The organism is Lysinibacillus sphaericus (assembly GCF_015844675.1).
In the GTDB taxonomy this organism is placed as follows: domain Bacteria; phylum Bacillota; class Bacilli; order Bacillales_A; family Planococcaceae; genus Lysinibacillus; species Lysinibacillus sphaericus_E.
The window spans coordinates 181567-195756 of sequence record NZ_LDGC01000002.1 but is presented as its reverse complement, the minus strand read 5'-3'; the positions used below and the strand labels follow the sequence as shown (position 1 = coordinate 195756).

Here is a 14190-nt window from a genome sequence, read left to right as displayed (position 1 = left end):
CCAGGGACTTCATTTATTTTGTTTCTACATAAATAGCTACTGGAAGATTTACTCCGCCGGCATGCATGAATTCTAACTCAATCGTTTCTGATGAACCCGTCATCTGGTAATCCGGTAATTCAACATATTCTGTACCTACTCTCAATGAAGGCACTAGATGCACTTTGCCATTGACCTTTACTGCACCACTGTATATGCCACCTCGACCAGCTAATTTAAGCTTGATCGTTTTTGTCGTTCCAGTTTGATTAACTAGTGGAATCGATACCTTATAGTTCATTCCGAAATGACCAGGATTCCCTATTGCTCCATTGATTTTTGAAAGCGAATTTTCCGCTGTTAGGAAATTGTCTGTACTGCCATTGGAAATGCTATAGCCTACTTCTGGTGAATCTACTGTATAAGTAGGAAGAGCTGCTTGAATAGTAGAGCTCGTCCAGGCACCACGTGGGTGCATCGCAGATACATCAATCGGAACAGGGTCTGATAAAATGCTTGTTAAATTGCTATTATTCTTTGTTAATACTGTGCGAATCGTATACTCTGGAGTCCCACCATTGACAGCTTGAATATCTAGCTCATGTAAAAATCCAATGATATAATCGCGGTGCAAACCATATGATTCGATTACCTTTGTTTCTCCTGGTGCGATGACAATCCCTTTACTGCTAGATTTTTTAAACTTATTGTTAAACGTTGCATCAGCAATAGTTAACCCAATATCATGGCCAACCCAGCTATTCCCGGATTGTTGGCTAGTCCCTTTGGAGTCAATTACTTCGATGCTTTCAGTACTAGAAGTATTTTGAACTGTAATACCGATTTGTACATCTGTCCCTAACGTATTGTAATGCCAGCCAAATACTCGATGTTTATTTGTAGCTGCTGTTGCTTTCACTTGATATTGGGAAAGTGTAGCATTAGAGTTAGGAATCAGCTTGCTCGTTAACGTTTCTGGATTATCACTTATCAATAAATCACGATCTCCTTCTAAACGAGCAGAAGGCACATTTATAGGCTTTGCTGTAGCACCATAAGATTTTTCAAGGAAGGAGCTTGTATACATATATTGATAGACATAAAGGTATAACTCTCTTTTATTTTCTATATAACGTAAATTCCCACCTAATGTGTTGACAATAAAACTAACGGGAACATACATTTTTCCATTTTGCATAAATGGTTTTTCTTCTATTGTCACAACTTCATCATTTACTAGAACTTGGTTACTATTTTCCTTGAAAAGAAAGCTCATTCCCGCAATTTGCAATTCAAACGATTTATCTGGTAACAACGTGCCAGAAGAATCTTCTAAGTTATCATATATATAATTAGCCGGAATATAGGATCTCGATTGCTTTACGATAATTGGATCATCCATCACAATGCGTTCGTTATTAATATGTAAAATATATGGGTCTCCTTGAGTCTCATCTGATAAGGAAATATCAACAGTTTGTGTAGTAGGATTCCAGTTCACGTTACCACCAAAATTTTCACTAACGAAACGCAATGGCATGTACGTGCGATCCTTATACATAAATGGTGCAACAACCATTGGCACCTTTTGTCCATCCACTAAGGCAGTCTTTGAATTTACTGTTAAATTAACCGACTTGCCATCTCGAATAGCTGACGCAGTAAGTGTTTCTTTCTTCCAGTCCACACTGGCACCAACCGCCTCATACAAAGCTCTCATAGGTAAAAATATATAATCGGATTTATTTAAAACCGGATCATTCACTTTGAGCGTCTCACCATTGATCTGAATAGAAACATTATTCTTTATGTGAATCTTGTCCCTAGCTGCTGATGCAGAGGCTTGTCCAGGTAATATCGTAACCAAAGCAACTGCGGTAATCATACATGAAGCCTTAAATTTACTAAACATCTTAAACACCTTTTTCCATAATTAATCTATAGGGTATCTTAACATGAAAAAAGTCCAAAAAGTGGTACTTAAATCGAAAAAAGTCGAATTGGGCACTGGAACCTAAACCCTATTCATGCAAAAGATGCATGGAAATCTTAGGATTTTCCAACACCTATGAACTTCTTCTTTCAATCTCTTAAATGTCTATTAATTCTTTTCTTACAGGTATAACTATATATAGGGAAAGAAACATAATATTAACAATCAATCATCTTGTAAAGGAACAGTTGATAAAATCGCACCGAATCATTTAGATCGCCCAATTAAAGCAAATGCACCAAAAGAAAAATGGAATACGAACATTACGGAGTTTAAATTATTTGGAGAAAAGCTTTATTGGTGAAATCATTACGTCAAGATTGGTTCCCAATATATATTCGCTTGTTTCGGAGATGTTAGAAAAGACTTTTTATATGACAGCAGTTGTTACTAGTTTTCTTAAATTCTTCATTTCGAATTAAAAAGTATGGCACGAAGTCATGTTGTGAAAAATATTCGTGCCAGGGACTTTATTATTTTGTTTCTACATAAATGGCTACTGGAAGATTTGCTCCGCCTGCATGAATAAGTTCTAACTCAAGCTTATCTGATGAACCCTTCATCTTGTATTCAAATTCAACATATTCTGAGCTAGATCGCAACGAAGGCACTAAGTACACTTTGCCATTGAACTTCACTGCACCACTGTATAAGCCACCTCGACCAGTTAACTTAACCTTGATCGTTTTTGTCTTTCCTGAATCATTTACAAGTGGAATCATTACCTTATAGTTCATACCGAAGTGACCAGGATTCCCCACTGCACCATTGATTTGTGACAGTGAATTTTCTGCCGTTTGCAAATGATCTGTTCGTCCATTTGAAACGTTATAACCTACTTCTGGCGAATCTACTGTATATGCTGGAAGATCTGCTTGAATAGTAGCACTTGGCCAAGCACCTCGTGGATGCATCGCGTATTCATCAATTGCCACCGCGTCCGTTTTGATCTTTGTTAAATCACTACTACTCTTCGTTAATACTGTTCGAATCATATAATCCGTACTTCCACCATTAACAGCTTGAATATCTATGTCCTGTAAAAATCCAATGACATAATCACTGAACAACTCGTATGTTTCAATCACCTTTGTTTCTCCTGGTGCGATAACAATACCTGTACTATCAGATTTTTTAAGCTTTCCGTTTAACGTCGCATCAGCAAGCGTTAAACCAATATCATGACCAAACCAGTCATTCCCAGTCATTTGAGTAATCCCTTTAGAACTGCTGACCTTAATACTTTCAGAGCTTGAAGTATTTTCAATCGTAATACCAATCTTTACTGCCGCTCCAAGCTTATTTAAATGCCAGCCAAACACTCGATGCTTGTTTGTAGCTGAAGTGGATTTAACTTGATATTGTGCAAGCGTAGAATTTGATTTAGGTAATAAAGCGTGGGTTAAATTTTCTGGATTATCACTGACCATCAAATCACGATCTCCTTCGAAACGAGCAGAAGGAACAGGTTGAGGATATGATGTAGTACCAAAAGATTTTTCTAGAAACTCACTTGTATACATATAGCGATAAACATAAATATACATTTCTCTTTTTTCGCTAATATAACGTAGGTTTCCTCCCAATGTATTGACAACAAAAGTAATAGGAACGTACATTTTACCTTTTTGAATAAATGGCTGCTCTTCTATTGTTACAGATTCATTGTTGATTAAAACGTTATTACTACCTTCCTTGAAGACAAGACTCATACCAGAAATTTGTAATTCAAATGATTTATCTGGTAGCCAATTACCTGCTGAATCATCTAAATAATCGGATAAATAATCCGCTGGAATATAGGTTCTAGATCCTTTCGTAACAATTGGATCATCCATTACAATACGCTTATTATTTACATGTAAGATATATGGATCTTCTTGAGGTTTCTCTGAAGAACCATCTAATAGAATATCAACAGTTTGTGTAGAAGGATCCCAGCCGACATTTCCATCTAAGTTTTCAGTAACAAAGCGTAATGGCATATATATTCTATCCTTATACATGATTGGCGCAACATCCATTGCAACCTCTTGTCCATCTACTAAGGCTGTCATAGCATCAATTGTTAAATCAATAACTTTGCCATTTCGATTAGCTGATGCAGTAAGTGTTTCCTTGTTCCATTCAACACTTGCACCAATCGCCTCATACAAAGCTCTCATAGGTAAAAGAAGGTGATCCCCTTTATCTAAAATAGGATCATTGATTTGAATCGTTTCTCCATCGATATTAATCGTAACATTATTTCGTATCTGAATTCCTTTGTCAGTAGCAGCTGACGCAGAAGTTTGTCCAGACAATACGAAAGCAAAAACAAGAGCTGCCACCATACATAAAGCCTTTAATTTGTTAAACATCCCTATCTCCTTTTTTTCTACATAAATTTACTAACTACTATTTACCATATTAACACGAAAAAAGCCCAATATGTGGCATTAATATCGAAAAAAGTAGAAATAGGTACTGTTAGCCTAAGCCGCAATGTGTGGTTGATTTCCGTTCCGACTGGGCGCTTTGCCGCTGACGCTTCGCTTTCGCGCAGAGCAGAGCTTCCTGGGGGCGTCCTATGAGCCGCTTCGCTTCGCTGCAGGGTCTCATTTGTGACGCTGATCCCCGAGGAGTCGCCCGGTCTCCACTCCAATCAACTTATTTACATAGCATACGTTTTAATAAATATCATTCCTATCATTTGCTGATTCATTTCGTTCAGGTGTAGCAGTAGGGTGATCTTGGATAAATTTTTTCCATACAGCATTCCGATTATTACCTAATGCACAATTATTTGTATGAATACCATTTTCGTCTTTTCGATTATGGACACCTACTGTTAAATCATAATAATACTTGGGGTCATTAACATCCACTTCATGTTCAGTAAACCATTTGGCATATTGCTCTGGTAAACGTACTTCTTACAGCACTGTATAGGTAAATAATGATAACAGAGGAAAATACTCATACTTCTGGAACACTTATATAATAAATACAATAAACGTTAGAGGAAGGTTAGATACATAAATGAAGAATTAGAAGAAATAATTGCAAGGCGTTAAGGAACCGCAAAGAACCCACTCACTTGTCAAAGACAAATAAGAGCGACTAACAACCAACAGTAGAATTAGGCTTCAAGTCACCTCAAAACTGACTATCAAAACCCTTCATTAAACCACCCCTTTCAAACAAGCTCACACCCTACAAAGATTGAAGGGATAGGCTCGGTCGGTTTAAATCAGCGTTATTAGCTGACAATCAATCTATTATTTACCCAATTTAATTAGGATTAAAGGAGATTTAAAGTGATCAAAAAAATTACATCTAGACTTACTCTAGCACTTATTTTATGTTTAATTAGTTTCTCATTTGCCCCTTCTGCTGAGGCTGCAACTGCTATTAAAGTAGAAATTGATGGTGATATTATACAATTTGACCAAGGCGCAGTATCTGTTAATGGACGAACTTTAGTACCAATGCGAACAATTTTCGAGGAATTAGAATCAACAGTACAATGGAATGCAAAAACAAAGTCGATTACAGCTGTCCGAGGTACAAAAAAAATTGGTTTAGTAATTGGTAGCAAAACTGCCACTATTAATGGACAAAAGATTGCTTTAGACGTTGCTCCTCAGATTATTAATGGTAGAACTCTTGTCCCTCTTCGTTTTATTAGTGAAGCACTTGGTGCAAAGGTTGATTGGAATAATCAAACGAAAACAGTTTCTATTACAACATATGATGCTGCTGAAAGATACTATTTTGTGAATCTACAAACTCTAAATTTAGAAGTTATTTCAGAAGACCGTTTTTATCAAGAAGTCGATCAACCCAATTCCTCAAAGGAACTAGTAAGTGATTTTGTCTTTAATTCATACCTAGATAATACTCGAGACTTCTATTCTCAGCATATCGTTCGAGTATCAAACGGTGGTACAGGACTTGCTACTGCGCACGATGCTTATATGGATTTAGATGGAACTATTGTTAATGGTAAAGCTTCTGGTGAATATACTATCGAACTATTCGATATAAAAACTGGAACTCATAAAAAGACATACACTGGTACTTTTAAAGATATAAAATATGATCGCAATATTAAAACTACAGTACAGGAAATGATCAATAAAAATCATGTAAAATGATACCAATGAAGTCACTTAGTTCCACGTTGAACATGAAGCAGTTCCTTACGCTCTTTTTATTTTTGAACTTCAGGAGATTTCCCAGAAACCAATGATGAATCTTATTTGGTATTCAGGTTGTAGTATCGGCTTTATTTCTAAATTAGTGCCTCTATTAGTTCTTATACAGACTGATAGGGGCTTTAATTTTTGTTTTCTATTCTACGTATTCTATCCTTTTCGATCTGAGCTGAGGATTTAAATTATTTAAGGGGCATCACATTAAAACCCAATGCTCGGAATCGTTTGAGCGTAGCAATGCTTCCAGTTTAGGTAAACTAAAGTCCTTTCTTATCCAACAGATGATGGAACGGGTTTTATAAGTGTGTTGCAAATGCAGTACTCTTAGTATTATTTAAGCTCCAGCGCTCAGTTCCTAGTTGAAGGCTGAGCACTAGAGCCTTTTTTACTTTTTATTCTTTTCTTTTGATTTTATACCTCACTTTCCTTATTAAATCCTAATTCATTTAAATATATTTCTTCTTCATTTGTTAGTTTACTTGCTTGAATAGAAGTGGCAGACAAGGTACCCCACTAATTAATAATGCAGAGCAGCAAAATGTTGTGAATGTTTTTTTGAATAAACTAGTATAAATCATTAATTTTCTTCTCCTCTTCCGTTAAAAATCTATTATATGAAATCGAATACATAATTGGAATTTACCTACCGAATTTACTATTGGTAAGATAACATTATTACAGTTTTACGGGAAGGGTTTGTAAAAATAATTGAATGTTCACTGTTTTCTGTTTCATCTCGGTTCCGCTGTGAAATCAAGTTTCTTTTGCAAGATTATATACACGTTGCAACTAGTAAGGCAGCCTCAAAAAAGCTGTTAAACCAACAATGTATAAAATCTTGTATACACAAAAAACTGGTTATTGAATCAAAAAGACAGTAATGATATGTAAACTAAAAATGTATATAGATGGATGTATGCCTAAGCCCGTAATCTTATAATAACCTTAAAATATCTATTATAAGATACCATTTTGGATGAAAAATCGTATAATGATTGGTAATTCCGTAACACCATTTAATGATAGCACTTATTAGAGATTAATCTATTTAATTTGTTGTTCTAGTTTTATATACCTTTAATCAAAAAACTATTCTTATTGCTCACACTGTATATACAAATCGCGCTTTTCATTACTGGAAATTAATAAATGATCTAATGGTTGTCCGGAAGTATAATTAGTTAGGTTAAGAAGTTAGGAGAGAATTCCATGAAAAAAACAGTATTAACATTCACACTTGCAGCATCAGTTCTTGCATTAGGCGCTTGTAGTAATGATTCAGCAACTAATGACAAAGTAATCGCTACTTCTAAAGTTGGAGATATCACTCAAAATGATTTATATGAAGAAATGAAAGCATCTTCGGGAAATCAAGCATTTCAATTTCTAATGATTAAAAAAGTACTATCAGCGAAATATGAAGTGACAGAAGATGAAGTAAACGCTCAATTAGAGGCTGACAAAAAGCAATTAGGCGATAACTTCGAAAACACCCTTGCACAACAAGGATATACAGAATCTTCGTACAAAAAACTCCTAGAACTTAACTTATTAAAAGAAAAGGCGTTAGTTGAAGATGTGGAAGTAACAGAAGATGATATTAAAGCTAAATACGAAAATATTAAAAATGAAATCCAAGCACGTCATATAGTAGTAGAAAATGAAGAGACTGCAAAAAAGGTGAAAGCAGCACTTGTATCTGGAAAAGATTTTGCAGAAGTTGCAAAAGAGTATTCTATTGAACAAGCAGCACAAACAACTGGTGGGGATTTAGGTTGGTTTAACAAAGCAACTAATATGGATCAACAGTTTTTAGAAGGTGCTTTCGCATTGAAAAAAAATGTTATCAGCGATCCAATTAAATCTAGCTTTGGCTATCATATTATCGAAGTGACGGACAAGCGTGAGATTAAAGAATCATACGAAGATAAAAAAGCCGAGCTTGAAAAGCAATTAAAGCTAGCAAAAGCGGAACCTTCAACGCTATTAACAAAAGTAGCGAAAATGATGAAAGATGCTGATATCAAGATTAAAGATGAAGATCTAAAAACAGCGTTAGATGAGTTTTTTGCTGCTGCTGAAACACCAACTGAAACAAATACAACGACTAAAGATGCAGATACATCAACAAAAGAAAGTAAATAATTATTCATACAAAAAGCGTAAGGGCATAAGCCTATACGCTTTTTGTATCCTTTAAGAAATAATTAAATCTATTGCATGTGGATTACTTTCCACAAATGATTCTTCTTCCAGACTCCAGTGAATGATTCTTCACCTATACTGCCCAAAGGACTCCCACTTCAAGCTTTGTCTAAGTGGCAAGTAGTTCACTGTTTAAATTTCAACACAAAAACTGTACCTTCTGCTCCTGATTGGACATTAATGAATCCATCGTGCAAATCGATTAGCTGTTTAGTAATAGCCAACCCTAGACCTGTACCCGTTGTATCGTCTGTAGTATTAGTACCTCGATAATATCGCTCAAAGAGGTTATCAAGCTCCTCTTGAGGGATTCCGGGACCTTTATCAGCGATGGTCAGCATAATTTCATTGCCGATATTTTGCGCTTCTACACTTACCTTTGTACCTTCAGGTGTATATTTTTTAGCATTAGTAATTAAATTGTCTAAAATTCGCTTTAATAAAAGCTCGTCTGCTTCTAGCATGACATCCCCATAAACCATTACAGACACCTGCTCATCTGCATATTGAGGTAACCATATGTTGAGTGGTAATAACACTTTTTCAAGCTGGATTGCTTTATTTTTTAATTGGTACGTATATGTTAAATCTTGTATAAGAGCATCCATGTAGGTCGCCTTCTCCTGCATTGTAGTTGCAAAGACGCGCATCTCTTCCTTCGTCCACTCATAGTCCTCAGAAGCAAGCATTGTAGAATACCCATAAATAGAGCTTAACGGTGTCTTTAAATCATGCGATAAGCCCGTTATCCATTCCTCACGTAATTGCTCTGCATGCTTAATTTGCCGTTCATTAGAGTCAAGACGTTCCGATAAGTGGTTGAGAGATTCATCAACTGGCTTAAATAACTTAAATTTCCTTTTTAATTTTCCTGTCTTTCGGTGATGTACTTTCTTATCTCTTACTTCACTGTAATCAAACTGTGCAAGACGCTCGATTCGAGATAGTACATACACAAGCGGACGAACAAATTGACGAGAAATGCTAATTGATAAAAAGAATACCACTATTAACACTATAATACTTCCACCAAAGAAGCTGAAAGCAAATAAAACTACCGCTTTATCAAAATGATCTTCAAATGGCGTGTGTGACGGATTTGGCATACGTACAACTAGTGTCGTGCCATCCTCTAAAGCAACACTTTGTGTAAGTTCCGTTTGATCGAAAATTTCGTATTTTTCTTCAAGCAGTTGAGGTTTATGTAGCTTTTTATAACGCTCACCAATGACCTCTACCCGGTCCCATTGCTCATTATAAATTTCAACAGACGCCTTATAGTCTTGTAAACGCTGGAGCAACACATTTGAGATATCTCCTGTAGACTTCCAATTTTGTAGTACTTCCTCAAAAATTTGTTGGACAGGTGATATCGGGAGAAATAACAAATAATATTTAGGAATCTCCCATCTATGCATTCCCGGGCGTTGAAGAGCCATTATTTCGTTATCTGTCATTTCACATAGTTCACATGAATCTCCTGTGAAATCAACAATATCCATCGATTGATTGAACAAATATAATTGCCCTGCGTTCTCTTCAGCCAGCTCTACTAAATAATCAGCAATTTTAACGGATTTTCCTTTTTTTACAACGGCGTCTTCATTTATTTCATAAGAAGTCATTGTATGAATATTTTCACTGACATGACCAATGATAGTTGTAAAGAAAAACACCAAACTAATAATAAAGCCTAAAATGATTAGTAAATAAAATATGATGAAATAAGACACAAAACGAAGCGTTAACCTTCTAGCTGGCTTCATAAAAGAATATCTCCAACAAGTTTATAACCAATACCCCTCACAGTTATTATGTACGCTGGTTTACTTGGATTTTTTTCAATTTTTTCTCGTAGTTTTCGAATATGTACCATCACTGTATTATCATCAAACAAACAATCACCCCATACACGCTCATAAATTTGCTCCTTAGATAATACTTGTCCTACGTTTTCACATAAATACTTTAGTAAGTGAAATAATCGCCCACTAATAATTTCCTTTGTACCTTTTACGGTTATCTCTGCTGCATCAATATCAAATGTAAATCCTTCACATGTAAATAAATGGCTTTCTGGCACAACCTTTTTCTTCATATATCTTGTAAGCTGTACCTTCACCCTCGCAACGAGCTCAAGTGGATTAAATGGCTTCGTAATATAATCATCTGCACCATTCATAAAACCGCGAAGCTTATCTGCATCACTACTTTTTGCTGTTAAAAAGAATATTGGTGCTTCACTTTGCTCACGAATCGTATTCGCCATATCCAGACCACTACCATCTGGAAGCATAATATCTAATAGATAGAAATCAAAAACCTTTGTTTTAATTTTCATTTTTGCTTCTTGAACAGTGCAGCAAAGTGTAATGTCTAAAAACCCCTCTTTTCTTAGTATAATTTCAATCATATCCGCAATTGCACGTTCGTCCTCTAACACTAAAATTGACGCATATTGCATACTATCACCTTCTTTTAAGATTAATATAAGGTAGTCATTATATCATGATAATCTTTACCAACTACACTATGTTTAAGATAACCAATTAAGGAGATAAAACGCAATAAAAAAACGTGTTAGCTTCATTGAAACAATACGTGGTTTTGGCATCTTAATAGCTAGTGTTTGTCCGTACATGAATATACAACAAAACTTTTTAGATAGTAAGTATCATACACATTTATTTTTAAAATTGTTTTATTAATGGAAAGGAGAATAAATATGAAAAAGACATTTTTTCCAGCGCCACCAATAGGAATAACTGTTCTTACGCCACTTCAAGTAGGAGCTACATCTGTAGAAAAAACAATTGATTCATCAATTCAAAACGAAGAACAAATTAAAGGAACAATTAAATATATCTCCCTCGATGGCATAAATCTTAAAGGAAAAGATGGTAAAAAATATTTCATCAGTTTCAATAAATTTTCCACTGAACAAATTCAAAAAATGAAATTAGTAGAAGAACAGGAAATTTCTATTAAAGGTAGTGTTGTAGATGGTTATTCAGACTTCTTCACGTTTGAAGTGTATAAAAAAGAAATAGCTAAAGGGTTAACAAAAGAAGAGTTAACAAAATTAGAAAACTTGTTTAATGAAATGAAGAAGCTGCAAAAAAAAATTAATAATGAAAAAGAAGCTTCAAATAAAGAAAATGAAAAGAAATATGAGGAATTGAAAAAAATTTATGAAGAAATGAGAAGAATTACAAAGCCATATGCATTAGCTAATTGGCAACCTCAATTATTTGAAGAGTATATAGCTGATTTCAGATTTAATGAGCAAAATGTAGTAATAAAAAAGAACGATAACGCTCATCTTAAAGCTATTTACAATGAATGGGTAAAACTTAAAAAAAGTGGCGATGAAGAAAAGGCTAACGAAAAATATGAAGAATTTTATAAATTCTTTAAACCCTATTTAGATGGGCTAAATGCACCGGAAACATTTGAAGAATTTATGGATAACTATACCGAAGTTGTGGAATTATTAAATATCCCCTCTGGGATTTTATTCAAACTAAAAACTATTCATGAGGATTTACAAAAAACACTAAAAGATAAAAATGATGAGTCGTATGAAAAGCTAAACAAAGAATTCTGGCGACTCCTTAATCAGTTTATAAAGCCCCAACCATTTGAAGAATTCATGGCTGACTTAGAACTTGAAGTTAGTAAAGCAGATAAGCAGCAGTTAAAACAGCTTTATGAAGAAGCATTAGCGCTAGTTGAAACAGATGAAGAGAAAGAGAAATGGAAAGCATTTTATAATTTATTAACCCCATATCTTACAGCAAATGAAGAAATCCTTATCTCAGCTTCTAAACTAACGATTAATGACCAAGTCTCCCTTCCACAAAATTAGCCGGTAAAAAATTCGGGGTTGTTAACAAAAGTCATTAAAAACGATTTTTGTAACACCCCTTTTTCTTTCCGCCTCCAATATTCATAATAATTTTTCTCCTCTTCTTTTTTTCAAAAATAATACACTACAGTCTTTCCCGCCCAAAATCTCACTCGACGATTTCTGTAGCGACAATTTATCCGAAGTTGAATTTTCTGCTGCCAATTACATAAGCTTAGTTTGAGTAGGCCTCCTCAAATATGTGGACTCTTTTCGAGGTAGCTTACCAAAAAGAAGGCTCCCCTTTATAGTCTGTTCAATATTGGACTATCTCTATTAATGAAAATAAGGTAAAGATGGAAATGACCAAGTCTAATATAGTAATGAATGCATTTTAATAAGATGAATGTAAGCAAGCTATATGATTACTTACAAATAGTTGCTCTTAAGGTCTTGCTTATGTTTTTGTCAAAGATTCCATATCAATTTTCATATACCTTTTTTTAAAACCTTAAATTCCCTTATTCTTAAGATTTCATTAAGGAGCCCATTATTTTACTATAAGATTATTCCAATATACTTACACTATATTATTAAATAGTGAGGTTATACATTAATGGGAATAAAACGAGTTTCTTTTATTGATTGTATGCGCGGGTTTTGTTTACTTGGGATATTACTCGCGAATCTACTTATTTTTCAATTTGGATTTATAGGAAAGGAAGAAATTAAGGGTTTATCACAGCTCGATCAAGGTGCCCTGTATTTCTTGAAAGTTTTTGTTGAAGGCTCATTTATGCCGATCTTTACATTACTTTTCGGCTTTTCACTTATGAAACTAGTAGAATCTGTACGCCGAAAAGGAAGAAAAAGCAGATGGATAATTCTTCGTCGGAGTATTGGGCTTATTGCATTAGGTTGGCTACATTCTGTAATTTGGGAGGGTGATATTTTAACAATTTATGGTTTAACAATTCCTGCACTAATTTTTTTCATCAATCGTAAAGCAAAAACTACATTTATTTGGGCAGGGATACTATTTCTTTTTATTTTTCCTACTGTACTCTTATCTGAATCAAATGAGGTTTCAGTGAAGGAACAGCAAGAAATTAATACTTATATTGAAAAAGAAAGTCAAACGTTTGCGAATGGTACGTTTGCAGAAATACGTAATTTCCGTGCCAATGCTGAATATCCAGGAATAGAAGTTGATGAAGTTGATGAAGTTGGTGAAATGATGATATTTATGATAGTTTCCCTTTTACCATTATTTTTAGTAGGGATGGGTCTTGCCAAAATACGTGCATTTGAAAATATGGACAACGAGAAAAAGTGGTATCTTCTAGGGGTTCTGCTCGTACCAATTGGACTATTTTGCAAGTCTCTAGGGCTAATAGAGAATAATCTTTCTCTTATGTTTTCGACGGTCGGAAAAACTTTATTATCATTAGGTTATGTATGTTTAGCTGCCTTACTATATAAAGTTTGGCATGACTCTATTATTTCAAAGGTCTTTGAATGTGTTGGTAAACTATCGCTAACAAATTATTTAGTGCAATCAATTATCTGTACGACTGTCTTTTATGGCTATGGCTTAGGGTTGTTTGGTAAACTAGGTGTCTTTAATGGGATATTGTTCGGTCTCATTATATATAGTTTACAATGTATAATTAGTTTTTTCTACTTGAAAAAAAATAAACGAGGTCCATTTGAACAGAATTTACATATGTGGACACATTGGTCATACCCTGACCATATAAAGCAAAAAGAGCAAGTTCAATAAGTTTTTAGTTAGATATAAACCCTAAGAATTGTCACTTTTACTCATATTACCTTAATAAACATACATTGATCATTAATTTTGAGGGATGGTGCCTTAAGACTTACTACTACGGCATACGATAGCTTTACTCTAAATATTGTTATATCAAGGTTTATACAGCATCTTAGCCAAAATTGGTTAAGGT

Annotated in this window: 9 protein-coding genes and 1 pseudogene; 5 read left to right on the top strand and 5 right to left on the bottom strand. The window is 34.6% G+C overall.

The window, feature by feature from the left end; genetic code table 11:
• Positions 1–13: 13 nt before the first annotated feature.
• The gene (locus ABE34_RS00855) at positions 14–1891 is read right to left on the bottom strand and encodes a copper amine oxidase N-terminal domain-containing protein (protein ID WP_197139731.1); all 1878 of its coding nucleotides are present in this window, start codon (positions 1889–1891) and stop codon (positions 14–16) included.
• Positions 1892–2144: 253 nt separating this feature from the next.
• Between ABE34_RS00855 and ABE34_RS00850 the strand changes: the two are divergent.
• A pseudogene (locus ABE34_RS00850) lies at positions 2145–2337 on the top strand (IS3 family transposase); the annotation flags it as partial.
• A gap of 108 nt (positions 2338–2445) precedes the next feature.
• Here the strand turns inward: ABE34_RS00850 and ABE34_RS00845 are convergent.
• On the bottom strand, positions 2446–4332 hold the full coding sequence (locus ABE34_RS00845) for a stalk domain-containing protein (RefSeq protein WP_197139729.1): 1887 nt from the start codon (positions 4330–4332) through the stop codon (positions 2446–2448).
• 309 nt (positions 4333–4641) lie between these two features.
• Entirely contained in the window at positions 4642–4839 is a 198-nt protein-coding gene (locus ABE34_RS00840; RefSeq protein ID WP_197139727.1) for a hypothetical protein, read from the bottom strand.
• Between the two features lie 432 nt (positions 4840–5271).
• Here ABE34_RS00840 and ABE34_RS00835 point away from each other — a divergent pair, with 432 nt between their 5' ends.
• Both ABE34_RS00835 and ABE34_RS00830 read left to right on the top strand, forming a co-directional pair.
• A complete protein-coding gene (locus tag ABE34_RS00835) occupies positions 5272–6111 on the top strand; it encodes a stalk domain-containing protein (RefSeq protein WP_197139725.1) in 840 nt (279 codons plus the stop codon).
• 1269 nt (positions 6112–7380) lie between these two features.
• Entirely contained in the window at positions 7381–8316 is a 936-nt protein-coding gene (locus ABE34_RS00830; RefSeq protein ID WP_197139723.1) for a peptidylprolyl isomerase, read from the top strand.
• 185 nt (positions 8317–8501) lie between these two features.
• On the opposite strand, the gene ABE34_RS00825 is transcribed toward ABE34_RS00830, so the two are convergent.
• The gene (locus ABE34_RS00825) at positions 8502–10142 is read right to left on the bottom strand and encodes a sensor histidine kinase (RefSeq protein ID WP_197139721.1); all 1641 of its coding nucleotides are present in this window, start codon (positions 10140–10142) and stop codon (positions 8502–8504) included.
• The gene (locus tag ABE34_RS00820; RefSeq protein WP_197139719.1) at positions 10139–10840 is read right to left on the bottom strand and encodes a response regulator transcription factor; all 702 of its coding nucleotides are present in this window, start codon (positions 10838–10840) and stop codon (positions 10139–10141) included. The genes ABE34_RS00825 and ABE34_RS00820 overlap by 4 nt, the downstream gene beginning before the upstream one ends.
• A 261-nt stretch (positions 10841–11101) precedes the next feature.
• Here ABE34_RS00820 and ABE34_RS00815 point away from each other — a divergent pair, with 261 nt between their 5' ends.
• Positions 11102–12244: a hypothetical protein gene (locus ABE34_RS00815; protein WP_241747128.1), complete on the top strand. Its 1143-nt coding sequence runs from the start codon at positions 11102–11104 to the stop codon at positions 12242–12244.
• A gap of 595 nt (positions 12245–12839) precedes the next feature.
• Entirely contained in the window at positions 12840–14006 is a 1167-nt protein-coding gene (locus ABE34_RS00810) for a DUF418 domain-containing protein (protein WP_197139717.1), read from the top strand.
• Positions 14007–14190 lie beyond the last annotated feature (184 nt).